Raw genomic sequence first — 23,093 nt, 5'->3', positions numbered from 1 at the left:
AAAATCCTGTGAAAGTAGTGAACGTAATTGTCGGAAACTTCCGAACTCTACACTCGTATATATAAACAGCCATTCACACGGTGTACCGAAGTCAAGAAAGGAGAGTACTTATGAAGGCAATCGTATATACAAAATACGGACCACCTGATGTTCTTCAACTCAAAGAGGTAGAAAAACCGACGCCCAAAGACAATGAAATTCTGGTCAGAATCTATGCGACAACCGTTACAGCAGGGGATTGGCGCATACGAAAGGCAGACCCATTCTTGGCAAGGCTTTTCAATGGTTTGACGCGCCCAAAAAAAGTAACGATATTGGGGTTTGAGCTTGCTGGAGTAGTTGAAGAAACAGGAAAAGACGTGAAACGCTTCAAGAAAGGCGACCAAATTTTTGCCTCATGCGGGATTCGTTATGGCGCTTATGCCGAGTACAAGTGTCTACCCGAAGACGGTGCGGTGGCAATCAAACCTGCGAATATGACCTTCGAGGATGCCGCCGCCGTTCCGATTGGGGGAATGACAGCATTGCATTTTCTCAAAAAAGGGAAAATCCGCAGCGGCCAAAAAGTCCTGATCTATGGCGCTTCTGGAAGCGTAGGTACGTTTGCGGTGCAGCTTGCCAAATGTTTTGGGGCGGAAGTTACAGGGGTATGCAGCACCTCGAATTTAGAATTGGTGAGGTCTCTAGGTGCGGATCACGTCATTGATTACACGAAGGAGGATTTTACCGAAAGCGGTGAGACTTACGATATTATTTTTGACACAGTCGGCAAGAGTTCGTTTTCAGGTTGTGTACAATCTCTTAAGCAAAACGGATTCTATCTGAAAGCTGTCCACATGGAGCTGTCACCGGTCATTCGTGGGTTGTGGACTTCAATGACTACCAGCAAGAAGGTCGTAGGTGGGAATGCAAGCATCGACAAATCTGAAGATTTACTATTCCTCAAAGAACTGATTGAGACCGGAAAGGTAAAATCGGTCATCGATAGACGTTATCCATTGGAACAGATTTCCGAGGCACATCGCTATGTGGAAACGGGGCACAAACGGGGGAATGTGGTCATTTCTGTGAAGAGCGATACGACTTGCTGATGATAGGCAGCTGCTCTTTGTGTACGGCTAGGATGAACTCCAACGTCAAAATCCCCCCTCTTTTAAGGAGGTTGGGGACTGGACGATTTTTTCGCATGTGTATTGGAATAGTCGTCCCTATGAGTTAGTCCACCGACTGAACAGCAAGAAAACCCGATCAATGACGCTTCAGCGATAAAAGTGACTGGGCGTGGCGTTTGACTTCACAAGCATCCAGTGGACCACCATGGCCCATGTGAAATTTCTGCATACCGGAATCAAGCAGGCGGATTAGCTCCTGGCCAACGGCATACGGGTCTTCTTCAAATGGAGGACGAATGGCATGTTTCTTCCTCAAGATACCGCCTAACAAAATTCCTGAAGCGATGAGATCACCGACTAATGCTTCTTTGGTAGATAGGTTTACGGAGATAGACCCAGATGTGTGTCCGGGCGTGTGCGAAACGGCCCCAGGAACACCGTATCGTTCCAGATGAATAACTTCTTGCGCTTTCAGCAAGATATCAGGTTCAAAGCGGAGGTATGGTTCATACATCAGAGGCGTTTTCAAAAATAACCGGCCAAACCAACCGGTCGGGCAAAAAGTCATCGGCTGTTCCTGATTATAATGTTTGGCATCCCCCTCATGGGCTAATATGGGCGCACCCGATTTCTCACGAATGATTGCAGCACTCCCTGCGTGATCGACATGTGCATGAGTGATGACGATAAGTTTAATGTCCTTCCATGTCAGCCGTTCCTTGACTAGAGCTTTTTCAATTTTCTTTTCTGAACCAGGCAATCCCGCATCGACAAGAATGCAACCGTCGGGCCCGACAAGCAAGTGTGCGTTTACCATATGCATCGGTAGAATGGGGATGCGAATGATTTTTACAGTTTTCATCATCATTTCCTCTCTGGTAGTCATCAACATTTACTAAAAAAGAGACCGAACCGTTCGGTCTCTTTTTATCTTAGCAAATCTTTCAGTTATACGCCAGAGAAATGTTACAATATTTACAAGTGATACGATGAGGTACATGGAGGCTTCAACAAATGAAAAAAGGCGAGCAAACACGACAATACATTATTGGAAAATCAGCTGAATTATTTAATCAAAAGGGATACAATGGCTCGACGATACAAGACATCATGGAGGCAACAGGCTTAACCAAAGGAGGAATTTATCGAAGATTTGCCAATAAGGATGAAATTGCTGTTGAGGCGTTCGACTATGCAGGTCAAATTTTGAAAGAGAAATTTTCTTTAGCCGTTACAAATGCTGATACAGCATTAGAGAAAATCATGGCTCTATTTGATGTTCATAGCGATCCTGTTCATAATCCTCCGATTCAAGGCGGGTGTCCTCTTTTAAATGCAGCTGTAGAAAGCGATGATGCATACCCGGTCCTTCGCGAAAAAGCGCTGGCTGCTTATGAGGATCTTCTACACCTCGTGAAAGATATCTTGCTTCAGGGGATTGCTTCTGAAGAATTCAAGCCAGATCTAGATGTTGAATCCCTTTCTTCGTTCATCGTCTCTACCCTTGAAGGAGGCGTGATGGCAAGCCGATTGACCAAAGATAACAAACATATTGGATTTGTGACCCAGCAACTACGTGTGTTGTTGACATCGTATTCCAATCAAAAGATGCATTAAGGGCTGGGATCACAAGAAAACGGCAGCCGATTTTCGCGAGCTGCCGTTCTAGTGAGTATTCAGTTGAAGAAACATTGTAAAAGCCGCAGATTGCCACTTGTTTTTATGATAGGCCAGTAATGTAAACAGTTCATTTCCGTGCTCCCAAACAGCTCCAGCCAATTTCCCCTCTTTCATTTCTGCAGCAGTTGAAAAAGACGGCAAAATGGAAAGACCGAGTCCACACATCCATCGAGGTAACAACCTACGCGATAGTTGCCGGAACCGTTTTGATGCTACTTTTTTCCCAACACCTTTTTGCCGGAATTTTCAATGCGCTGTTTGGCAAAACAATGGTTCTTGTCTATTTAGGGGTCTTTCCAGGTGCGCTCGCTTATTTATCATGGTCTTTCGCTCTATCAACAGTGCAAGCATCGATTGTATCGAGTTTTCTTTTCCTTGTTCCGTTATTAACTTTGGAGGGATATTGATTTTGGCAGGAGTTGTTGGTATGAATACGATTGGAAAAGCGAAAGTCATTCTGGAGCAAAGACACGAATCTGCCCTCAACGAATAAGCATCAATAGGAAATAAAATGAACGAGCGAACTGATCCCTCTGACAGCGAGGCGAAAGACGGCACGTAAAGAAGCCCATATGATTTCAAATACTAGCTGGACGATAATTTCAACAAATAGATCATACCAATGGTAATGCGAGTGTTTATCTTTGCGGGTCATCACAATTCCTCATTTCGCTGGGTCTGAGAAAAGGATACTGGATTTGCATGCGATTTACTTCAGGGAAAATCTGGGGCAAGTTCGAGGTTTGCAGCCCATGAGTGAATCGGAAAAAATAAAGTACCCTCTAGTAAAAATACATCTAGAGGGTACTTTTCTTCGTTTCAATTTTTCGTAATCAACTACTGCAAGATGGGCCTATCGCTGCCCAATAATTTGTTTCAAACGTCCTACGAGTGGTACCACAATGATTCCCGCGAATACAACCTGAAGCACATTTCCAGGAATGGAACCGAATGGCTGAATCCAGTTACCGTACAAGATAACTTCAGCAAAATAATAACCCACGATTTTGATCACCAGTGCGACGACAACGGCCAATGTGTTGACCAGCATTTTTTTGCCAGGTACTTTTTCGGAGATGAGACCAGCCAAATAGCCCATTGTACCGACGATGATGAAGGTAAACGGTGCCCAAGTAGTCCAACCGGAGATCAGGTCAAAGAGGCCCATACCGAAGGCGCCCGCGATGGCTCCGGTTTTTCTGCCGTACACAAAAGCTGCGATAAAAAGAGGCACGTTCCCCAGATGGATGAGGCCTCCGTTCCCCATGATCGGGAGTCGCAGGTTGATGAACATGGTGGCTGCAAGGGTAAAAGCGATGAAAAGGGCATTGATGACAAGCGTTTTTGTTTTCGATGCTTCTCTGGTTGCGAATGTAGAATCCATATGATTGCCTCTTTCTGTTTTTTTCTATATCATACACCGAATCTGTAACTTAATAAATACCTAATTTCGCGATTTTGTACAGGTACAGAATTGAATTCAGAAAAGATGTACAAAAAGACAATAAAAAAAGAAACCTTTAGCCTGCCCATCTTCATCGGACTAAGGGTTTCTGCTTTTAGACTTTCCATTCATGATTTTCAATTCACAAGCTCAATTTGCTCTTTTCGCCCTTGGTATTTTCGGGAGCAACCGGATGGAGAGGAGAGGCTGAGCTTTCCCGTTCGACGATCCGTAGGGGGCGTGCGGTATCGGTGACATCGGATTGGGCAAAACGAATGTTGATATCGGAGAGGACGAGCTTGGCTTTTCCGCTTGTTCCGGGGGCGCCGAATTTTTCTTTTTCATCTTCGCTTTGAAATTGCAATACGATTTGGCCTGAATGAGAGAAGGGGTTTTTCACCAGTCTTTACCGGCGATCTCATTAACGGCATGGGCGGTGCGGATGGCAGATTGGATGGCCCCTTGGATCCAACCGTGGTAATCGGAACCATGCTCCCCAGCGAAATGAATCCTGCCTTCCGGTGTTGAAATATAAGGACCAAGGTCTGTTTCCTGAAATGGTTTAAATAATGTGAATGCACCTGCGGAAAACGGATTCAGATCCCAATTCTGGACAGCTCCCGAGAGAAACGTCTCGTACACTTGCTCGCCGTGAATGTCGGCCATGATTTGGAGCGCCATCATAATCTGCTCGTCTTTTGATAGGCTGATCCACGGGAGTGCGTCATCTTCCCATGTATAGCTGGCCAGCACCACTCCGCCATGCCCGCCGAAACCGTGGCTGGGGAAATAAGAGAGTCGAATGGGCAAATCCGTAACGCTCTGGCCGCCATATAGGCCTTCCTCTTCCCAGAACCTGCGTGAAAATTGCAGGCCAATTTTGGTCGAAGAAACATAGTGAAGCTGGCGGATCGCATTCCATTTTTGGTAGGAGAACAAGTGACGTGGTTCCACCTTGACGAATTGCAGCACGGTAAACGGAACGGTCATGATGGTGTAGTCGCCGGTCACGTGAAATGGCTCGGACGACGCTGTATTTACACCCGCTATCATGACCTTGTCACCGTGTTGTGTGATTTCAGTCATTTTGCAATTTGTGTGAAGGCATTCTTTTACTTGCGGAAGGAAGGCATGGGGCAGCTGGTCAAAGCCTCCGGAAATTTCATAAAACCTAGTGGTCGGCGTGAAGAGGATGAAGTCCCGCAAAATTTCCAGAAAGGAAAGTTCAGGGAACCCTTCAAAGCCGGACAGTACCTTGATCATATTGATCGCTGCTACCGACAACGACTGACCAACGGGATTGTGCCGCATAAACAGATCCATCGAGTACATGTCAAACTGCTTCGTCACAATCGGCCAATGGCGAGCAGGGTCTTGGTTAATAAAATCGATAACGGGTTTGACAGCGAGGAGCGCCAATTCATCTGCGGTTTTTCCCCGTTCATGCGCCGCCAAAGGAAAACGGAGAATGTCGGGGTTTTGTTGATAGATCCAACGTCGCGTCTTAACATTGTTCACATACAGCAGATCGTTCGGGGTCATGTTGATAAATTCATTTAGAGGCAAGCGGAATTTCGATATGTACGCGAGTGTCAAAAGATGGGTGCTCGGGATTCGCATGGCCCCGGCTTCCACATACTGTCCATGGTAAAAAGGGGATCGCAACGTGAAAACTCGTCCACCGATCCGATCAGACGCTTCCAGTATCGTAACCTGATGACCGGCTTCTTTCAGCAGAGAAGCGGACACCAGTCCGGCGATCCCTGCACCGACAATGACTATGTGCTTTGGGGCAGTCGTTTTCTGCAAACCGTTTCGGATGATGGAGATCATCAATGGTTCCGAAAGGGAAGAGGGCTGTGGCATCGTATCCTCCTTTCCATCTCGATTCGTCCTATTGCCCTATTCTATTCACGAATACGCCTAGATGTGTTGATGCACCAGGCGACTTGAGATGACTGCAGCTTTGGCACTCGAATATTCATCAAAATTTAAAAAGAAATCCAAAAAGAGCGCGTATATTCCCCACCGGTTGCTATGTGATGATGAAGACATCTCTGTACAGCAACTGGAGGTGTGGCGATTAAATGATTCGTATGCCTGAGGAAAAAGACGCTCTCAAACTGTTCGAGTACCTGCTCAATCCTGCGGTGGGGATGTACTCGCGAATCAAGCCTGCCTCTCCTGAAGAATTGTGGTTTAGCTTGATGGAGAAAAGTGAAGCAGCGGATTCCATTGTGCGCGTCATCGTGGATGATGCGGACGAGCCTGTTGGGTTTATCGCGATTTGGAATTACAACCGGTTTGCACGGGAAGGGTTTCTCGCCACGATTATTGCCGAGGAGCATTGGGGAAAAGGCTACAATCAGCGGGCGAAAGCAGCTTTTCTTGCGGAGGTGTTTCGGCAAGGGCTGGAGTGCGCCATCGTATTGGTGCGCAAATCCAATCATCGATCGCTGAAGGCGGTTAGTAAGCTCCCGTATGCGTGCGCCATGACGGTCGAAGAACGAGCTCGCCTGCAAAATTTGTATGTGGGCATTACGGACGAACATGAGGTTTTTGGAATTTATCGGGATGTTTTCGAGCGGGTGCAAGCGGAAATACCCGCGTCTGCCTACCCTGTTCTGCCTGTCTTAGAAAACTGAGCAAATGAGTGAACCAATGAATGACCGCCGCTGCCGACAGTGAGCGGTTTTATTTTTTATTGGGTGAAGTGTTGTGAATGGTTGGCTGTCGATGTGTATGAACAAAAAAGAAACGGGCATGTACCCGTATCTAATCTTCCGGTGTGCGATCCAGAAAGAGCCTGGTGACTGACGTATACTCGCCTTTTTCCACTTCTTCTGGAGTGGCTTTTTCCTCGAGTGGATCGTGACCGTTCATGCTCGGTGCCACGGTTGGCTCTTCTTTCTTAGTGTGTTCTTTTGCGTCCATTTTTCCCCACCTCCTTTCGGGATTAGGGTGTGGAATCGGGAGAGTGCTTATGCAAAAATTAGGTGGCTACGTAGTGTGGTAGGCTAGGATGGAAAAGTTTGACTGATTGGAATCCACGTAATATTATATTTTTACGTAATGCAATACTTTTATGTTGGTGACACAAATGGTTAGATCAACCGCATCATCTGGGTAACCAACTCGTAGAGGAGGCGTTCGGAGCATGGCTCAAAGGCACCGGCTTGACATGTTGACACTCGATTTTTATGAAGGGATGACGATTCATCCCACCCTGCTGTGTGACGGGGAGATGGCCGTGCTGATCGACACGGGCTGTCCGGGACAAGTGGAAGAATTGCGTGCGGCGATGATGAAGGTAGGGGTAACCTTCGACATGCTGCGTGCGGTGATTTTGACACATCAGGACGTGGATCATATCGGCTGCCTGCCTGAGATTATCCGGGAATGCGGGGAGCACATCACCGTATTTGCACACTCGTTGGAGAAGCCATATATCGAAGGAGAGCTGCCGCTCTTAAAAGACGCAGAGCTCGAGCATCAGCCGATCGGCAGGGTAGACGAGACGGTGGAGGATGGTCAGGAGCTGTCGTTTTGCGGCGGAATCCGGGTCATCCACACGCCAGGGCATACGCCTGGCCACATCAGCTTGTATGTCAAACAACATCATCTTTTAGTCGCCGGGGATTCCATGTACAGTGTGAATGGGAAGCTTGGCGGAGTGCATCCACCCAGCACACTGGACGTGGAGGAAGCACAACGTTCGCTACAGAAGTATAGCGACTTTGCCATCGATGCTGTCATTTGCTATCACGGCGGATTGGCGAGCAGCGAGATCCAGGAGCAGCTTCAAGCGTTTTACTAGGAATAAACAGGCATTCGCCCAGGAATAAATCCTTCCATATTTTCGAACAGTATAAGGGAAGGAGGGATGGAGATGACCCAATTTGACGTATCATTGGTGCACAGGCTTGCCGACCAGTTGGAGGGTGTCGCGGTCTCGATGAAAAGCCATGTGAACAACCCGGATGGGCTCCAAAACGAACTGCAGCGCGTCGCGAGTATCGTCAATAGCCTGCAGGAGCTGGTGAAAGTGACGGACGCGAATGGCGCGAATCCCGTTGTACAGGATAACCGAGTGCGCTAGCGGCGTGCTTCGGGCATCGGATAGGAAGAAAAACGGCATTCCAACAGCGGAATGTCGTTTTTGAATTTACGGGAAACTTTCCAAGCTCGCGAATGGTTAGCGAGGAATGATGAGGCTATTTGACATGGGAGCGGAACAGCAGAGCGAGTATGGGGGTCAGGAAATGAAATTTTTGGGCAAACGGATGATTGACGAACCGATCATCATTGTATATATTTGGTATAAGTTGATGAATGAACCATTCATTTATTAATGAAAAAGGGGGAATGGGACAGTGGAGCGAATGAATGATGTTGTGAGTGGAGCAGTTAAGGGTAAATACGTCGTGATCACCGGGGCGACCAGCGGAATTGGGTTGGCAGCGGCGCTGGAACTCGCTGCACGCGGTGCCAATTTGGGGATCATCGCAAGGAACGAAGCGAAAGCCGCTGAGGTTGCGACCCAAATTCGGCAGGAGACGGGTGGTTGCGCTACAATCGACGTGTTTGCAGCTGATATGGCGTCACAGTCATCCATCCGCAAAGCCGCTGCTGCCATTGCCGCCGCACATCCGCAGATCGATCTTTTGCTCAACAATGCGGGTGCCCTGTTTGAAGAGCGCATACTGACTGAGGACGGAGTAGAAATGACGTGGGCCGTCAATCATTTGGCGCCGTTTCTGTTGACCAACCTTCTGCTCGATCAGTTGAAGGCAAGCGGGCATGGACGTGTGATTACTACCGCTTCTCATGGTCACAAAATGGCCAAACGTGGGATATGCTTTGACGATCTGGGTGCCGAACGTGCCTATCGTTTCCCAGGCAAGCTGTTGGGCGGGCCGACGCTGCGATATGCCGAAACCAAGCTCGCCAATATTTTGTTCACGGCAGAATTGGCGAGGAGGCTTGCAGGGACACAAGTGTCCGCTTATTGTTTCGATCCCGGCCTGGTGGCGACGAATTTCAATCAGAACAACGGCAGGCTCGCCCGCATGACGATGGCTGTGATGAAAAGGTTTGCCCGGACGCCGGAAAAAGGGGCCGAAACATTGGTATGGTTGGCGGAAGCTACGCTGGAACCACACTGGAATGGCGGCTATTTCGTTGACAGGAAGCCAGCGCTCCCATCCGTGCAGGCGCAGGATACGGACGCGGCAAAAAGGCTGTGGGAAGAAAGTGCGGCGCAGATTCGCGTCTGAAGAAGGTTTCGAAGGAAACAACAATCGCTATTGATAAAAGGAAAGGAGTGAACGTGCGATGCGGGGAAATGAGCAGCAGACAGATCCGTTACACGATGCACGCAGGGAACAAATAAAGACGGCTGCCCTGAAGGTTTTTGCCGAAAAGGGGATCGCCGGAGCGAAAATGAGCATGATCGCAGCTGAGGCAGGGATCAGCCAAGGATTGTCTTACCGCTATTTCAGCTCCAAGGAGGAGCTGTTTACGATTCTTGTGAAAGAAGCGATGGAGGAAGCGCGATCGGCTTTTGCAAATGTGAAGCAATTGCCGGGGACGCCAAAAGAGCAGCTTACGGCATTGTCACGGACGATGCTTGAAGCGGACCATGCCCCGTTTTTCCTGCTCTTGCAGCAGGTGCAGACATCCGCAGAGGTGCCTGCGGAAGCGAAGGCAATTATTGAGCAAAATCCGCCAAGCGAAATGATGGGGCAACTGCTGCCACTCTTCATCAAAGGGCAGCAGCTGGGAGAGTTCAGCCCAGGTGATCCTGAGCGGCTTTTATTTCTGTACTTTTCGGTCTTAACCGGATTGATGCTGCAAGCGGGCCAAACGGTTCCGGGCTATTGGCAGCAGGACGTTGAGCGCTTGATGAAAATCATCTTGCCGTAGATAGCCAAGAAGCACTCACGAAGTGCTTTTCTTTTGGCAAAAAACGCGGTTACTCCTCCACCACGCCGCAGCCCCCGATAATCGGCACCCCGCCGGTCACATCTTTTTCAGAGGTCGCAAGCTCGATGCGAATGCCGCTCGGGTCGTAGCAGAAAAGTGCAATGAAGCCGCCTTCCTGGCCGCGTACGCCGATCCCGTCGAATTGCAGGCGAATTCCGTTTTGTTTCATGCGTTCTTCCAGTTGGCGCAGTACGGCAACGGACTCCACCTGCAAGGCGAGATGGTGCAGGCCTGCTGTTTTCACGGTCGCTGCTTGTTCGGCTGTCTGCCATAAGGTAATCATCGTCGTGCCGTCTGTCACAAAGGCATGATCACCTTCAACATATTTCAACAGTTCAAATTCCAGAATGTCGGTAAAAAATCGTTTGGAAGCCTCCAGGTTTGTTACGCTCAATCCGACATGGTTCACGCCTTTTGTCATTGCCATACGTCCACCAGCTTTCATTTCAATTGTATTGTTTGACTAACTTGGGAATCCGTGCCGAGCAGTTCCGGTACACTTCCTCAACAACAACTTTAACCACTTGGATGCTGCCTGGGAACAAAGCGCATAGCTCCGGGTCATCCAGCAGTTCCGCCTGACCGTTGATCCGCAGCCGCTGCTGGTGGGTGAAATCGATGAAGAGCATGCCGACATGCGGGTTCTCCACAATGTTGCCCAAGCTTTGGAATGCGCCGTTTCCCGGATAATCGGGGAAGATGAGCGTGGTGTCATCCAGTACTTTGACGCAAGGGACGCCTCCGCGAAAGCTACAGTCACAATTGCCGGCGCGATCTGCTGTCGCGAGGAAGAAAAATTCCATGGACTCCACATAGCGGCGCAGTAAATCAGATAGCTTGTGCCCAATCCGGATGCCATTCGTCTGAAACTTGCTCCGCAAAAATTGCTCTCCGCTTGCTTCCATCAAGCTTCACCTCTTTATAACCTTTAAATTCATCATTTGCTGGTTATATAATACAACGAACCTTCTAACTTGTAAATGGGGTTTTTACGGTTATAATTAATCTTGAGGTGAAAAGCATATGGAAAACACGCGCTACGTATTAGGGGGAGCCGTGTGGATAAACCTGGCGAATACCGTAAATAAGCGGGGTGTCGACCTTCTGGATGACTGCGAAAAAGCGGAGCAGTGGCTGCTGGCAAATGAACTGCTGGTGAGTGCGAAGGACGGGGACGGGCTGCAAAGTATAATCGCAGAGCTGCGCTCGCTCCGTGAACTATGCCTCGAGATATTGGCAGACCTGGAGCAAGGAGAGATTGCCCCGAAGCGGACCCTGCAGCTGCAGTACGTCGTGGAAACCGTACAGGTCCGCCTGTCGCTTTCGCAAGCGGAAGACAAGCTCGAACTAAACTGCCGGGGAATCACGATGACCGATGAGGTGCGGTATAAGGTCGTTCACTCCATCATTCACACGCTGGAGCATGTTTCACGGGAACGGATTCGCTCATGTGAGCATGAGGAGTGTATTCTTCATTTTATTGATACCTCCAAGTCAGGAAAACGACGTTGGTGCAGCATGGAGACATGCGGGAACCGACAAAAGGCCGCAGAGTTTTATGCGAGGAAAAAGCTGCAAAAATGAAGGGAGCCAGCTTGGGAAATGTAGATGATTCCCGCAAGCTGGCTCCCTTGATCTTGGCGGGTTGCACGCAAAAAACGAGAGGACCTGGTCAGCAAGGCCGGTTAATGAATGTCCGGCATCCGGGGAATATTCTCGCACTTTTAGAGGTAATTTTTTACCATTCTTGGAACTATCAGGGGCAATCTGCGGTGTGCGCAGCTGCGATGGGGATTATATTTTTTTCTTGCCTTTTCCGCCGAATTCACGAACGTGGATCTTTACGCTTACGTTGATGGAAGCTTTGCTGAATTCTTGATCCCAATTGTCTCTCAGCCGTTTCCACGTTTTGTAATCCTGTATTTTTAAGCGCGTGCCAAATCCACACACATCCGCTTTCAATTTTTTTTGCATTTTCGCAAGTAGCTTTTCTACGTTCGCCTTCACCTGGTTTTCAATCAGTTTCTCCGCTTTTTTGATATAGGCTTCTTTGAAAGCATCTTCGTTGGGGTTCCAATCTTCATCGATGAGGCCCTCGGAGGTGATTTTTACGTCAAAAGCCAGTTGGTCTCCCTTGCCGATCGAGTTGATGGTCGACTTTATCTTTTTATACTCATAAACGATGGGATTTTTTGTATCCGGGTCGATCACAGGGATAACCCCGCTACCGGTCGCTTGTTTGCCGCCCTGCAAAAATTTCAGCCCCAACATGTCCTGGTCATTCAGCCAGCCGATCAGCTTCCGCTCTTTGCCGCTGATGACTGCAGCTCCTGACAGCTTCACCCACTTTTTCTGCGGTTCGATCCGCTGGACGAGATAGCTTTTCTTTTGCGTCATGTTCATGCCCATCTCGCCGATGGTGAGGAAGATCGGGATTTTCGCTGTATCTTTATAGTTTTTGGTCGTTCCCCAAATCTCAATCGAGGGGATTTCGCCTTTTTCGGTTTCTTTCTTCAAAATTTCTTTTGCTGATCCCTTTGCGATGACGATGTTGATCGTTCGCCGCAGTTGGCGGTCGCGCAAAAACCAGTTGATCAGATTCATCAGATCGACGGAGGTCGCGATGTCTTCGCTGATGACTATCACTTTCAGGTGCGTATAGTAAGGCGTATTGTCCGTCAAGGTAGACATGTATTTCGAGGTTTCATACACGTTTATTTCTGCGCTTTCCAGATTGTAGGCCCGATGGACGGTCGCTTCCTCTTTTTTGCCAGTCAGTGTATTCACGAATTGATTGGTGATGACGATCTTGTTTTTTTGCTTTCCTTTCCCTTTATCGATGGCTACGCCAACGACCATTCCCATATCTTCAATTTCACGGCGGTCCCAGCATCCAGCCGATAGGAGCGCGATGCATAGCAAGAGGATTGCGACAGATTTACGCGTTGTTTTTTCCATTTTTCCCATGTCCCTTTATGCTGGAGATAAGCAGCAGGAGCAGCGGAATCGCCCCCGCAGTGAACATCGACAAGTTCCCAACCGTATCCCCCAACGAGAATGCCTCATTCAAATCTTCGGGGTACAAAGCCAGAAAATAGATCACGAAAAAAAAGCCGTATTGAACGTATTTAAGCTCGGTTTTAAACATATAGCTCACGCCTAAGCTGGCATAATAATAACCTGAAACCATCGTCGTGAAAATCTGGATCGTCCACACCACGATAAAAAACAATTCGAAGTTGGAGAAGAAAGCGCCGGGAATTTCAATCGAGCGGATCACTTCGATGGTCGGCCATGTCAACGTTTTAACGACATCTACACTTAGTGTACCGACTGTCATTACTAAAGTGATGGAATAGATCACGATGGGGAACACCATTCCGATCATAACCGCTCTCATCAGCTTCTTCGGTTCGCTTGCAACGGCGCCCATGACTAAGATCGTTTCAAACCCCAGATAGGACAGTGAGGCAGGTTTCACCGCTTTTAGCACAGGTGTGATGCCGTCACTGAGCACAGGGCGAAAATGGTTGAAATCAAAACTTTTGAGGCTGAGCATCATGATTCCCATGATGACGATAGTCGTAATGGGGAAAACGATTTCGGACAGGCGCATGATCGGGTTGATTCCGCCGAGAACCAGATAGGCGCTGATCGCCAAAAAGCATAGAGAGGTAAATGCGATCGGCGTCCGATCTAATAAAAAATGCCGGATCACCTCAGCCTGCATTCGCAATTCGTAGGCGGCCATGATCAGCCAATACGTGATGAAAACAAAGTTGAGCAAATAGCCGATCGGTTTGCCGAGCAGAAGCGAGCTGAACTGATAAATGGTCAATCCTGGGAAGCGCTGGTTCAGCTTGGCGCATACGCAGCCAAAGAGGATGGCAATGCCCCCCGCCAGCAAGACGCTTATCCAGATATCCGGTGTGCCGGCCGCCTCACCCGCAGAGCGCGGAAGAGACACGATCCCTGCCCCAAGAATAAAGGAAGCCATCCCGATTGATACTTGAGAAAATGCCAGCTTGTCATCCCGCGCTTGCTGCAATGCAATCACTTCCTTATGATGCTAGGATGTTCGGGAAAGATTGGCATTATTCTTGGTGGCGTTCTCCTTGCGGCTTGCCCCTAATGTAGGAGAGCATTAACAGAACGAGCGGTATGAGTCCCGATAACAGCATGGCCATATATCCGTTGAAATCCCCGAATTTAAAGGCTGCACCCAACGTATCCGGGTACAAGGATAAAAAGTAGACAAACGGGATGATAAAAAAATGCAGGTGCTTGATGTTGGTCCGCATCATCAGGCTCAGGCCCAAACTGGCGAAATAGAGGCCGAATACGCAGGTGATAAAAATTTGAATCACCCAGACGGCGATGAACATGATCTCAAAATTGGAGAAGAAGGCTCCCGGAATTTCAATGCTTCGAATCACTTCAACCGTTGGCCATGTCAATGTTTTCACGGTATCGAAGCTGATGTTTCCGATCACGATGACAATGACCGTCAAATAGATGAGTGCCGGAATAAGGAGGCTGATGGTTACGGCTTTCGCTGCCTTTTTCGGCACAGTCATAAATGCGGAGAGGATCAAGATGCTTTCAAACCCTGAAAACGGGAGAGCCGTCGCTTTCAACCCTTTCAGAATGGGAAGCACGCCTTCCGAAAGAACGGGACGAAAGTAATCGATATGGAAATTGCGGATGCCAAGCAGCATTACGCCGATAATGACGATGGTTGTAAGCGGAAGCAATAACTCGCATAAACGGACGATCGGGTTGATTCCTCCAACGACGAGATATGCAGCGATCAGGATAAAGCAAAGCGTGGTGAACGCGATCGGCGTGCGATCCAATAAATAATGCCGGATCACTTCCGCATCGATTCGCGCTTGGTAGGTTGCTGTTGTCAGGAAATACGTGACAAACAGCAAGTTCACGATGAAACCGATCGGCTTCCCCATCAGGAGCTGGCTGTATTGAAACAAGGTTTGCCCAGGATGGCGCTGGCCGAGCTTCGCGCAGACCCATCCCAACCCGATGCTGATGATTCCCGCAAGCAGTAAACTAATCCACACATCTGGCGTCCCTGTTTGCTGGCCAGCTACTCTCGGCAGCGTGACAACCCCGACCCCGGTTATGTAGGAAGCGATTCCTGCTGTTACTTGATATGTCGCTAATTTCTCATCAAGATTTGGCAAAATCACGCACACCCCATTTTTGTGTGGATCGTCATCACATCCGACGCTTGTCTTTCGGCCTGAATATTTTGGGGCGTTGCTTCATCAAAAAGAGGGGGAACCTGATGAAGGTATCTTTGAGATCGGATACGTGGGTGTGCACAAACGCTCCCGCATAATTGACGCCAAAGCTTTTCAGGCGGACAACATGGCAACAGATCAATAAAAACGCCAATACGATTCCGTACAAGCCCAAAATCGATGCGGCAAGCATCATTCCGAATCGCAAAATGCGCAAAGAAATGCCCCCGCTATAGTTGGGAAGGGCGAAGGACGAGATGGCTGTCACCGATACCACAATGACCATGATCGGACTTACGATTCCCGCTGTAACGGCCGATTGCCCGATCACGAGTCCGCCCACGATGCCGACCGCTTGGCCGATGGGTTTGGGCAGGCGGATCCCGGCTTCCCGCAAGATCTCGATCGTGACTTCCATGAGCAACGCTTCGATGATGGTGGGAAAAGGCACGCCCTCCCTGCTAGACGTAATGGAAATAGCCAGCTTGGATGGAATCAAGCCTTGATGATAAGAAACAAGAGCGATATACAGAGAGGGCAGGAACAGCCCCATAAAGACAAGCAAGTAACGCAAGATGCGGATGAGGGAGCCCACGAGCCAGCGTTCGTAATAATCCTCCGGCGCTTGCAGCAGCATCGGAAATGTGACGGGTGCAAGCAGAGTGAACGGCGTGCCGTCCAATATAATCCCGATTCGCCCCTCAAGCAGCGCTGCAACCACTTTATCCGGGCGCTCCGTGTTTTGCAGCTGTGGAAACGGAGACCAGGGATTGTCCTCGATCAACTGCTCGATCGAGCCCGACTCAGGCGCATCGTCAATGTCAATTTGCTCGATTCGCCGCATGACTTCCTCGACAAGCGTATCATTTGCGATGTTTTTGAGATAAACGACCGCCAGCTCTCTTCGCGTTTCTCGTCCAACCCGATAAAAGAGCACCGTAAGATTCGGATTCTTCACCAGCTTCCGCACAATGGCGAGATTGGTGCCGATATCTTCCACAAATCCTTCCCGTGAACCGCGCACGACAGATTCGGTGACGGGCTCCTCGATGTTGCGGGATTTTCCTCCGCTGGTGCCGAGCACCATGCACCCTTCGATTCCGTCAATCAGCAACACCGTTTTGCCTGATAGGATGTTCTCTATGCACACCTCCAAGAGGGAAACCTCTTTCACTTCACAGAGGCCGATCACCGAGCTCGCGACGATGTTTTTCAGCCGTGCATAGTCGATTTTGTCTCCGTAATCGCCGTGTTCGGCAACCTCTATCTTTCCATGCATCAAAGGGGATAAAACATAGTCGTTGATGAGGTCAGTGTCTACAATCCCGTGGATATAGACAAGCGCAGCGTTGCATGGCGAATGCAAGATGCAAAGCTCGCGCAGGACAATGTCGCCGCTATGTCCGATGACTCCCATGATCAATTCGATGTTTGCGGGGAGGGAAGAAGTCAGCGACGTTTCGCTGCTTAGCGCATACATATCTGGGGTGCTGGTAAGACTGTTTGGGATTCCTCCGTTGCGCATAGAAAGGCGAACTCCTCTCACCGACGACTGTGTACACTCATTTTAACCAGTACTGGAAGAAGTATGTACCTTGCATCAGTGGGTGCTGCTTGAAACGAAAGAACCCTGCGGAGCAAAGAGGCTCGCACAGGGTAGCAATGCAACAGGGGCAGCGATTCGCTGTAAATCGTTGTCGGTAAAGAGCGGAATTTTTTCCGCGTAGGTTAAAATCCTTGCCGATGGTACTGGATCATTTGATCCGGGGGTTTCAACGGAATCACCTTTCGCTTCTATTCGAACCGAGCAGCCACGCAATCGCTTCAGCATCTGTGGCAAAAACCCTGAACTGGCTCCCTTTGTTGGCTTCCAGTACCATTTCTTTAAACTTTCCTTTTCGCTCCAGCTGTTCGGGGAGTACGGCTGCCGCTTTGACATGGTAGTTCACAAACTTTTGCAAAATCGCGCCTGCAGCGCCTGTACGCAGGTTAAAAAAATCATCGGATAGGGCAGCGGCTTGAAGCAGCAGCAGATTCGTGTCATTTTCGATGCACGCGGCAATCAGGTCAAGCGCATCTTGTTCGGTTGCTAGTGGTGGCTGTGCAAATTGGCAATCGATATAGCGACTGCCCCCGCTTTCACATACTTGGTACTTCATTTGGTTCGCCTCCTCGGAAAATGGTTGGGCATCAAGCTGTTTGCGGATGGTTTGAATCCATTGCCATTCGTTTTTGTAGGTTGAGATGATGTTGTCGTGGATCGCCTCCCAGAGGAAGGTTTCGCGCGGCGAGCGCTTGGGAGCAAGCAAGCCGCGTCGCTTTTTTTCTTGCTGCAGCAAAACTTGCAGGCTGATTTCGTTCTCATAACGGGTCAACAGCTGGTTCAATTCAGCGGGATTCAGCAGATCAGCCCAAGCGAGCTGCGTCAAGAAGCTGTTCTTGTTCTCCGGTGGCAGCGGATCGGAATTCACCCATTCTTTCAGCTCTGCATGGCCCGCATCGGTGATCGTGTAAATCTTGCGGGTAGGGGAGCTATCGTGATGTAGCACCTCATTGGTGACGAATCCTTCGTCAAGCAGCTGCACCAGCGACTTGTAAATCTGATTGTTGTTGCCCGACCAGTACATAAAGGATGACTCCTCCATGATTTTTTTGATGTCATAGCCAGTCGAGGGCTTCCAACTGAGAATGCCTAAGATAGCGAGCTTGATCGACATGATGGTCACTCCTGTTTGTGATAACGTATGTTAACAGTAACATACGTTATCGGTAATTGTAAAATCATTTCAACTGATTTAGGTGGTCTCGACAATATCCGCTTTCACCATCCCGTAGTAAACCACGTCCTCATACACACCCCACTTCATGATGTGCTGGTGGAACGTGCCTTCATGCTTCATCCCGATTTTGCGCATGACGCTCGCGGAAGCCGGATTTTTGGTCATGGCGATGGCGACGATCTTGTTTAGCGAAAGCTCGGTGAAGCCAAAAGTAAGGATGCGTCGGGCAGCCTCCGTGACATAGCCCTGCCCCCAATACTGCACACCGAGCCAGTAGCCGAGTTCGGCGCGGTTGTGGGGTTTCGTCACGCCCAGGCCGATACAGCCGAGCAAAGCGCCATCGTCTTTTCGCATGATCGCGAAGGCGTAGTGCTCCCCGATTGCAGCAGATTGGTGCGTCGAGCCGATCCATGCTTCTGCGGCTCCATCTGGGTAAGGATGGGGGATTGAGAGTGTGGTACTAGCCACTTCTTTGCTCCCTGCCAATGTTTGCACCACATCCGCGTCGGATGGTTCAAGAGGGCGAAGCCGCAGGCGTTCGGTTTCTAATACAGGAATCATCGTAAAAATCCCCTTCCAAAACAGTGATTCATCCTAATTGGGCAAATTTCCTGAAATCCCCTTCTCAAAGAAATTTCCCCGAGAGTTAACTTTAGTTAATATCGAAAAATCGGGTAGAAAGGTAAGATGAACGCGGGGAAATAAGCATGTTGCAGATTTTGCCGCTGATGGCACGCCGTGTGCGATGAAAGTCGCCCGCACGGTGTAGGCCCGTCATAACGTCCGGAAAGCGGATTGAAAGCGGGAATAGCGTTGATCTTCAAGCACCAAATCTAGTAAATCCAGTGGAGGTGAGCATTCGTCCGGGGGGCGGAGCCGTACAGATTTCTGCCCAATTTGATGAGCCTGTCAAAGGGTTCCGGCTTCAGTACGTCAGCCCTGATGAGGCAGAGAATGACATTACAATCGGGAACATGGCGGTAGAAGCAGGCACGTATGATTGGATTGAAGACGGTATACCATTCTCTAGTCCGGGTGTTACACGTCATGTAGATTCTGGGACCGGCATCGTCACCTATCAATTCGATCGCGGTGACGGCAGCCACTATGACTTGCAATTGTTGAAGAGTGGCAACACCTTCGCAATCATTTTCAATACGCCGAATGGAATGGATGATTCTGACTATAAAGGGGCGGTTGAGATGCTGGTTACACAAAGCACCACTCGATTGGAAGTGTGGGACGCAGCCGACAATATGTCCGGCGAATTGCTCCATCTAGACTAATGAAAAAGGCAAAAAGCCCTTGGGAGACATCCTGAGGGCTTTTCGCTTTGTTCACGTGAGCAACATTTTCAATTTCAAGAAACTTTTGGTAACGTAAAGAAAGGAGAAAAACGAATAAGCAGGGAAGGGGGAACGAATACGTGGAGCTGTTGGGGAAAATTTTTGGATGTCTTGTGGTTGTGGTCACCATTTTGTTCGTCGGGTTCATCATGATGCTGGTGACTTCGCTTTCTGGCGGCGGACGATTTTATCCGTTTGTAGCGATGGGCAGCGCGGTGCTTCTGGCTCTTTTCGTCATTGTGCGAATGTTCGTGCCGATTCGGCCTCGCGTGCAGTACCGAGCACTTGCGGCCTGTATTTTGCTGATCGGCCTGACCATAGCGGGCTATGAGATCAATCGAGCATATGTAAACAGCATTCCGAAAGTCAGCGAGCAAGATGTCGATCTTGACGCATACCGACCGTTTCAGCCTGCTGGGCGGCTCGCTGTGCTGGATAAGACCGCAACGCTCGCACTGTCGTCCGATTTGCCAAAAATGGATGGGGCGACGGCACTGTATCCGCTGTATGCGGCTTTTGCCCAGGCTGTTTATCCACAAAAGCATTACGACCGGTATGACAGCGAGGTAATGGTCAACACGACACCGACTGCCTACGAAAACCTGATCGACGGGAGGGTAGACCTCATTTTTGCCGCGGGGCCATCCGATGCGCAGCTGGAGGCGGCGAAAGAAAAAGGAGTCGAGCTAAAGCTAACGCCGATCGGTCGGGAAGCCTTCGTCTTTTTCGTCAACGCAGCCAATCCGGTCACGGGTCTGTCCAGCGCGCAAATCCAGGAAATTTACGCTGGAAACGTGACCAACTGGCAGCAGATCGGCGGGCGTAATGAGGAGATCCGCGCGTTTCAGCGTCCGGAGAACAGCGGAAGTCAGACCATGCTTGAAAAAATCATGGCAGGCCGCACGCTGATGAAGCCACCGCAAGAGGATGTCGTCTCCGGCATGGGCGGGATCATCGCCAAAACGTCGGATTACCGCAATTACAAAAATGCGATCGGCTACTCCTTCCTTTATTTCGCCACGGAAATGATGCGAAACGGCGATATTCGTCTGCTGGCAATCGATGGCGTGACGCCTGACATTAGCACGATTGCGAACAAGACGTATCCGTTTGCAGCCGAGTTTTATGCCGTGACGGCAGGAAGTAAAAACCCGCATGTCGCCCTTTTGATCGAATGGATTTTGTCGCCGCAAGGGCAAGAGCTGGTCGAGAAGACAGGCTACACGCCGCTTCATAGATAAGACTGGATATTGACATAAAATTTGCCTGCTGTTATAAAAAGAATGGATAGCACTCGTCGGTTGAGAGTGCTAATAGCGTCTCCGAAACGGACGGCGCTACCTGCGGTTCATTTACAGACAGAAAGGAAGACTAATTCATGGAAAAAAAGCAGTTTCAAGCGGAGTCCAAACGACTTCTCGAAATGATGATCAATTCCATTTACACGCAAAAAGAGATTTTTTTGCGTGAGCTGATTTCCAATGCGAGCGATGCCATTGACAAAATCTATTACAAAGCGCTGACGGACGAAAACCTGGTCTTTGACAAAGACAATTACTATATCAAAGTCGTTGCAGATAAAGTGAACCGCACGCTGACGATCCGCGATACCGGGATCGGGATGACCAAGGAAGATCTGGAAAACCACCTCGGCGTTATCGCCAAGAGCGGATCGCTAGCGTTCAAAAGCGAAAATGAAGCGAAGGATGGTCACAACATCATCGGTCAGTTCGGTGTAGGCTTTTACTCCGCATTCATGGTTGCCGATGTCGTGACCGTCATCAGCAAAGCGCTCGGCAGCGACACGGCGTACAAATGGGAGTCTACCGGTGCGGACGGCTATACGATCGAACCAGCGGAAAAAGACTCCGTGGGCACCGACATCATCCTGAAAATCAAGGAAAATACGGAAGAAGAGAGCTACGACGAGTTTTTGGAGCAGTACCGCCTGAAGTCGATTATCAAAAAATACTCCGACTTCATTCGCTATCCAATCAAAATGGACGTGACCGGAAGCCGGCCGAAGGAAGGCAGCGACAGCGAGTTCGAGGATTATGTGGAAGAACAGCGCGTCAACAGCATGGTGCCGATCTGGCGGAAAAACAAAAGCGAGCTGACTGACGAGGATTACGAGAATTTTTACCAGGAAAAACATTATGGCTTCGACAAGCCGCTTAAGCACATCCATATCAGCGCGGATGGTGCCGTCGTCTATCAGGCGATCCTCTTCATCCCGGAGAACATCCCGTTTGACTATTATTCCAAGGAGTATGAAAAAGGACTGGAGCTTTACGCGAACGGCGTTCTCATCATGAACAAGTGCGCCGATCTGTTGCCGGACTACTTCAGCTTCGTCAAAGGGATGGTAGATTCGGAGAGCCTGTCGCTCAACATTTCCCGCGAGATGCTGCAGCATGACCGCCAATTGAAGCTGATCGCGAAAAACATCGCTAGCAAAATCAAGAACCAGCTGCAAACCATGCAAAAAAACGAGCGCGAGAAGTACGAGCAATTCTTCAAATCGTTCGGCCGCCAGCTGAAGTTCGGTATTTACAGCGATTTTGGTGCCAACAAGGACATGCTGCAGGACCTGCTCCTGTTCTATACGTCCAAGGAGAAAAAGCTCGTCACACTGGACGAGTACGTTTCGAGAATGCCGGAAGAGCAAAAGTACATCTACTATGCAACAGGGGAATCGATCGAGCGGATCGACAAGCTGCCGCAAACGGAGCTGGTCGCAGAAAAAGGCTATGAAATCTTGTATTTCACCGAGGATATCGACGAGTTCGCGATCAAGATGATCCAAAGCTACAAAGAGAAGGAATTCAAATCGGTCTCCAGTGGGGACTTGGGAATCGAAGCGGACGACAGCCAAAACAATGCCGATGCTCAAAACGAAGAGAACAAAGAGCTGTTTGCGTACATGGCTGAGCAGCTTGCTGGCAAAGTCAAGAGCGTGAAAGCGTCGAAACGACTGAGATCTCACCCGGTTTGCCTGTCCGCGGAGGGCGAGGTCACAATCGAGATGGAGAAAATCTTGAACGCGATGCCGAACAACCCGAACGTGAAGGCGGACAAGGTGCTCGAGATCAACGTCCAGCATGAGGTGTTCCAATCGCTGAAGGACGCGTTTGAAAAAGACAAGGAAAAGCTGAACTTGTATACAGCGCTGTTGTACAGTCAGGCGCTGCTGATCGAAGGCTTGCCACTGCAGGATCCGGTTGCGTTCACGAATGATGTTTGCAAGATCATGGTGTAAGGGAAGCGACGATACTGTTTGGCTAGGAAGGAGGGTCACCCACTAGGTGGCCCTTTTCGTTTTTTACGAAACCGCTCACGAATCTTTCTACACAGGTCCTGTAAAGGCAGCGACCATTCCTCACGCTCATAAAACCGGGCTGCCAGCAGCGGAATCGTGATGGCGGGAAGCTTGCCGGTGGGGGTATGAATGGCCGCCCCAACCGCACACTGACTTTTAACGCCAT

General features: G+C 49.5%; 25 protein-coding genes. 13 read left to right on the top strand and 12 right to left on the bottom strand.

Annotated features, from left to right (window positions below; genetic code table 11):
* Positions 1–110: 110 nt before the first annotated feature.
* A complete protein-coding gene (locus tag EDM56_RS09925) occupies positions 111–1,091 on the top strand; it encodes an NAD(P)-dependent alcohol dehydrogenase (RefSeq protein ID WP_122917760.1) in 981 nt (326 codons plus the stop codon).
* Positions 1,092–1,248: 157 nt separating this feature from the next.
* Here EDM56_RS09925 and EDM56_RS09920 read toward each other — a convergent pair whose 3' ends face one another.
* Complete coding sequence (locus tag EDM56_RS09920) at positions 1,249–1,974, bottom strand: MBL fold metallo-hydrolase (protein ID WP_122917759.1); 726 nt, start codon at positions 1,972–1,974, stop codon at positions 1,249–1,251.
* Positions 1,975–2,126: 152 nt separating this feature from the next.
* On the opposite strand from EDM56_RS09920, the gene EDM56_RS09915 reads away from it, so the two are divergent.
* Both EDM56_RS09915 and EDM56_RS32215 read left to right on the top strand, forming a co-directional pair.
* Positions 2,127–2,729 (top strand): TetR/AcrR family transcriptional regulator, encoded by a 603-nt coding sequence (locus tag EDM56_RS09915; RefSeq protein ID WP_122917758.1) that lies wholly within the window; start codon positions 2,127–2,129, stop codon positions 2,727–2,729.
* Positions 2,730–2,917: 188 nt separating this feature from the next.
* Positions 2,918–3,199 (top strand): EamA family transporter, encoded by a 282-nt coding sequence (locus EDM56_RS32215; protein ID WP_183192381.1) that lies wholly within the window; start codon positions 2,918–2,920, stop codon positions 3,197–3,199.
* Between the two features lie 446 nt (positions 3,200–3,645).
* Here the strand turns inward: EDM56_RS32215 and EDM56_RS09905 are convergent, their stop codons facing one another.
* Both EDM56_RS09905 and EDM56_RS09895 read right to left on the bottom strand, forming a co-directional pair.
* Complete coding sequence (locus tag EDM56_RS09905; protein WP_122917756.1) at positions 3,646–4,176, bottom strand: ECF transporter S component; 531 nt, start codon at positions 4,174–4,176, stop codon at positions 3,646–3,648.
* Positions 4,177–4,632: 456 nt separating this feature from the next.
* Positions 4,633–6,102 (bottom strand): flavin monoamine oxidase family protein, encoded by a 1,470-nt coding sequence (locus EDM56_RS09895; RefSeq protein ID WP_122917754.1) that lies wholly within the window; start codon positions 6,100–6,102, stop codon positions 4,633–4,635.
* Between the two features lie 221 nt (positions 6,103–6,323).
* Here EDM56_RS09895 and EDM56_RS09890 point away from each other — a divergent pair, with 221 nt between their 5' ends.
* Positions 6,324–6,881, top strand: a complete 558-nt coding sequence (locus EDM56_RS09890) for a GNAT family N-acetyltransferase (RefSeq protein ID WP_122917753.1) — start codon at positions 6,324–6,326, stop codon at positions 6,879–6,881.
* Between the two features lie 130 nt (positions 6,882–7,011).
* Here EDM56_RS09890 and EDM56_RS31460 read toward each other — a convergent pair whose 3' ends face one another.
* The gene (locus EDM56_RS31460) at positions 7,012–7,170 is read right to left on the bottom strand and encodes a hypothetical protein (protein ID WP_183192380.1); all 159 of its coding nucleotides are present in this window, start codon (positions 7,168–7,170) and stop codon (positions 7,012–7,014) included.
* Positions 7,171–7,393: 223 nt separating this feature from the next.
* On the opposite strand from EDM56_RS31460, the gene EDM56_RS09885 reads away from it, so the two are divergent.
* The 5 genes from EDM56_RS09885 to EDM56_RS09870 all read left to right on the top strand — a co-directional run bounded on the left by EDM56_RS09885 (position 7,394) and on the right by EDM56_RS09870 (position 10,161).
* A complete protein-coding gene (locus EDM56_RS09885) occupies positions 7,394–8,053 on the top strand; it encodes an MBL fold metallo-hydrolase (RefSeq protein WP_122917752.1) in 660 nt (219 codons plus the stop codon).
* 72 nt (positions 8,054–8,125) lie between these two features.
* On the top strand, positions 8,126–8,335 hold the full coding sequence (locus tag EDM56_RS09880; RefSeq protein WP_122917751.1) for a hypothetical protein: 210 nt from the start codon (positions 8,126–8,128) through the stop codon (positions 8,333–8,335).
* A 124-nt stretch (positions 8,336–8,459) separates the two neighbouring features.
* Positions 8,460–8,588: a hypothetical protein gene (locus tag EDM56_RS32065; protein ID WP_281274947.1), complete on the top strand. Its 129-nt coding sequence runs from the start codon at positions 8,460–8,462 to the stop codon at positions 8,586–8,588.
* A 30-nt stretch (positions 8,589–8,618) separates the two neighbouring features.
* Positions 8,619–9,512: an SDR family NAD(P)-dependent oxidoreductase gene (locus tag EDM56_RS09875; protein ID WP_122918253.1), complete on the top strand. Its 894-nt coding sequence runs from the start codon at positions 8,619–8,621 to the stop codon at positions 9,510–9,512.
* A gap of 58 nt (positions 9,513–9,570) precedes the next feature.
* Positions 9,571–10,161 (top strand): TetR/AcrR family transcriptional regulator, encoded by a 591-nt coding sequence (locus EDM56_RS09870; protein WP_122917750.1) that lies wholly within the window; start codon positions 9,571–9,573, stop codon positions 10,159–10,161.
* A 49-nt stretch (positions 10,162–10,210) separates the two neighbouring features.
* Here EDM56_RS09870 and EDM56_RS09865 read toward each other — a convergent pair whose 3' ends face one another.
* Complete coding sequence (locus tag EDM56_RS09865) at positions 10,211–10,648, bottom strand: VOC family protein (protein WP_183192379.1); 438 nt, start codon at positions 10,646–10,648, stop codon at positions 10,211–10,213.
* A 19-nt stretch (positions 10,649–10,667) separates the two neighbouring features.
* Positions 10,668–11,126: a pyridoxamine 5'-phosphate oxidase family protein gene (locus EDM56_RS09860; RefSeq protein WP_122917748.1), complete on the bottom strand. Its 459-nt coding sequence runs from the start codon at positions 11,124–11,126 to the stop codon at positions 10,668–10,670.
* Positions 11,127–11,244: 118 nt separating this feature from the next.
* Between EDM56_RS09860 and EDM56_RS09855 the strand changes: the two genes are divergently transcribed.
* Complete coding sequence (locus EDM56_RS09855) at positions 11,245–11,805, top strand: CGNR zinc finger domain-containing protein (protein WP_122917747.1); 561 nt, start codon at positions 11,245–11,247, stop codon at positions 11,803–11,805.
* Positions 11,806–12,015: 210 nt separating this feature from the next.
* Here the strand turns inward: EDM56_RS09855 and EDM56_RS09850 are convergent, their stop codons facing one another.
* From EDM56_RS09850 to EDM56_RS09825, 6 genes are all read right to left on the bottom strand, one after another.
* Positions 12,016–13,179 carry a Ger(x)C family spore germination protein gene (locus EDM56_RS09850; RefSeq protein ID WP_183192378.1) on the bottom strand — a complete coding sequence of 388 codons (1,164 nt, stop codon included), beginning with the start codon at positions 13,177–13,179 and terminating at the stop codon, positions 12,016–12,018.
* Positions 13,160–14,269, bottom strand: coding sequence for a GerAB/ArcD/ProY family transporter (locus EDM56_RS09845; protein WP_122917745.1), 1,110 nt, complete (start codon positions 14,267–14,269; stop codon positions 13,160–13,162). The genes EDM56_RS09850 and EDM56_RS09845 overlap by 20 nt, the downstream gene beginning before the upstream one ends.
* 46 nt (positions 14,270–14,315) lie before the next feature.
* Complete coding sequence (locus tag EDM56_RS09840) at positions 14,316–15,428, bottom strand: GerAB/ArcD/ProY family transporter (protein WP_183192377.1); 1,113 nt, start codon at positions 15,426–15,428, stop codon at positions 14,316–14,318.
* 28 nt (positions 15,429–15,456) lie between these two features.
* Positions 15,457–17,007 (bottom strand): spore germination protein, encoded by a 1,551-nt coding sequence (locus EDM56_RS09835; RefSeq protein ID WP_246009335.1) that lies wholly within the window; start codon positions 17,005–17,007, stop codon positions 15,457–15,459.
* Positions 17,008–17,263: 256 nt separating this feature from the next.
* The gene (locus EDM56_RS09830; RefSeq protein ID WP_122917743.1) at positions 17,264–18,199 is read right to left on the bottom strand and encodes a PadR family transcriptional regulator; all 936 of its coding nucleotides are present in this window, start codon (positions 18,197–18,199) and stop codon (positions 17,264–17,266) included.
* Positions 18,200–18,277: 78 nt separating this feature from the next.
* Positions 18,278–18,823 (bottom strand): GNAT family N-acetyltransferase, encoded by a 546-nt coding sequence (locus tag EDM56_RS09825; protein ID WP_122917742.1) that lies wholly within the window; start codon positions 18,821–18,823, stop codon positions 18,278–18,280.
* 290 nt (positions 18,824–19,113) lie between these two features.
* Here EDM56_RS09825 and EDM56_RS09820 point away from each other — a divergent pair, with 290 nt between their 5' ends.
* The 3 genes from EDM56_RS09820 to htpG all read left to right on the top strand — a co-directional run bounded on the left by EDM56_RS09820 (position 19,114) and on the right by htpG (position 22,867).
* Positions 19,114–19,548 carry an immunoglobulin domain-containing protein gene (locus tag EDM56_RS09820; RefSeq protein WP_148040376.1) on the top strand — a complete coding sequence of 145 codons (435 nt, stop codon included), beginning with the start codon at positions 19,114–19,116 and terminating at the stop codon, positions 19,546–19,548.
* A gap of 149 nt (positions 19,549–19,697) precedes the next feature.
* Positions 19,698–20,849 (top strand): PstS family phosphate ABC transporter substrate-binding protein, encoded by a 1,152-nt coding sequence (locus EDM56_RS09815; protein ID WP_246009356.1) that lies wholly within the window; start codon positions 19,698–19,700, stop codon positions 20,847–20,849.
* A 137-nt stretch (positions 20,850–20,986) separates the two neighbouring features.
* Complete coding sequence (gene htpG / locus EDM56_RS09810; protein ID WP_122917740.1) at positions 20,987–22,867, top strand: molecular chaperone HtpG; 1,881 nt, start codon at positions 20,987–20,989, stop codon at positions 22,865–22,867.
* The last annotated feature ends 226 nt before the right edge of the window (positions 22,868–23,093 follow it).

Origin of the sequence: Brevibacillus fluminis, from assembly GCF_003710825.1 — a bacterium.
GTDB lineage: Bacteria > Bacillota > Bacilli > Brevibacillales > Brevibacillaceae > Brevibacillus_D > Brevibacillus_D fluminis.
This window is presented reverse-complemented; position numbering and strand designations above follow the sequence as displayed.

What these genes read in the sequence shown, in the direction of transcription:
- EDM56_RS09925 (WP_122917760.1), top strand. Translation starts at nt 111, where the DNA reads ATGAAGGCAATCGTATATACAAAATACGGACCACCTGATGTTCTTCAA.
- EDM56_RS09920 (WP_122917759.1), bottom strand. Translation starts at nt 1,974, where the DNA reads ATGAAAACTGTAAAAATCATTCGCATCCCCATTCTACCGATGCATATG.
- EDM56_RS09915 (WP_122917758.1), top strand. Translation starts at nt 2,127, where the DNA reads ATGAAAAAAGGCGAGCAAACACGACAATACATTATTGGAAAATCAGCT.
- EDM56_RS09905 (WP_122917756.1), bottom strand. Translation starts at nt 4,176, where the DNA reads ATGGATTCTACATTCGCAACCAGAGAAGCATCGAAAACAAAAACGCTT.
- EDM56_RS09895 (WP_122917754.1), bottom strand. Translation starts at nt 6,102, where the DNA reads ATGCCACAGCCCTCTTCCCTTTCGGAACCATTGATGATCTCCATCATC.
- EDM56_RS09890 (WP_122917753.1), top strand. Translation starts at nt 6,324, where the DNA reads ATGATTCGTATGCCTGAGGAAAAAGACGCTCTCAAACTGTTCGAGTAC.
- EDM56_RS31460 (WP_183192380.1), bottom strand. Translation starts at nt 7,170, where the DNA reads ATGGACGCAAAAGAACACACTAAGAAAGAAGAGCCAACCGTGGCACCG.
- EDM56_RS09885 (WP_122917752.1), top strand. Translation starts at nt 7,394, where the DNA reads ATGGCTCAAAGGCACCGGCTTGACATGTTGACACTCGATTTTTATGAA.
- EDM56_RS09880 (WP_122917751.1), top strand. Translation starts at nt 8,126, where the DNA reads ATGACCCAATTTGACGTATCATTGGTGCACAGGCTTGCCGACCAGTTG.
- EDM56_RS32065 (WP_281274947.1), top strand. Translation starts at nt 8,460, where the DNA reads ATGGGAGCGGAACAGCAGAGCGAGTATGGGGGTCAGGAAATGAAATTT.
- EDM56_RS09875 (WP_122918253.1), top strand. Translation starts at nt 8,619, where the DNA reads ATGAATGATGTTGTGAGTGGAGCAGTTAAGGGTAAATACGTCGTGATC.
- EDM56_RS09870 (WP_122917750.1), top strand. Translation starts at nt 9,571, where the DNA reads ATGCGGGGAAATGAGCAGCAGACAGATCCGTTACACGATGCACGCAGG.
- EDM56_RS09865 (WP_183192379.1), bottom strand. Translation starts at nt 10,648, where the DNA reads ATGGCAATGACAAAAGGCGTGAACCATGTCGGATTGAGCGTAACAAAC.
- EDM56_RS09860 (WP_122917748.1), bottom strand. Translation starts at nt 11,126, where the DNA reads ATGGAAGCAAGCGGAGAGCAATTTTTGCGGAGCAAGTTTCAGACGAAT.
- EDM56_RS09855 (WP_122917747.1), top strand. Translation starts at nt 11,245, where the DNA reads ATGGAAAACACGCGCTACGTATTAGGGGGAGCCGTGTGGATAAACCTG.
- EDM56_RS09850 (WP_183192378.1), bottom strand. Translation starts at nt 13,179, where the DNA reads ATGGAAAAAACAACGCGTAAATCTGTCGCAATCCTCTTGCTATGCATC.
- EDM56_RS09835 (WP_246009335.1), bottom strand. Translation starts at nt 17,007, where the DNA reads ATGCGCAACGGAGGAATCCCAAACAGTCTTACCAGCACCCCAGATATG.
- EDM56_RS09830 (WP_122917743.1), bottom strand. Translation starts at nt 18,199, where the DNA reads ATGTCGATCAAGCTCGCTATCTTAGGCATTCTCAGTTGGAAGCCCTCG.
- EDM56_RS09825 (WP_122917742.1), bottom strand. Translation starts at nt 18,823, where the DNA reads ATGATTCCTGTATTAGAAACCGAACGCCTGCGGCTTCGCCCTCTTGAA.
- htpG (WP_122917740.1), top strand. Translation starts at nt 20,987, where the DNA reads ATGGAAAAAAAGCAGTTTCAAGCGGAGTCCAAACGACTTCTCGAAATG.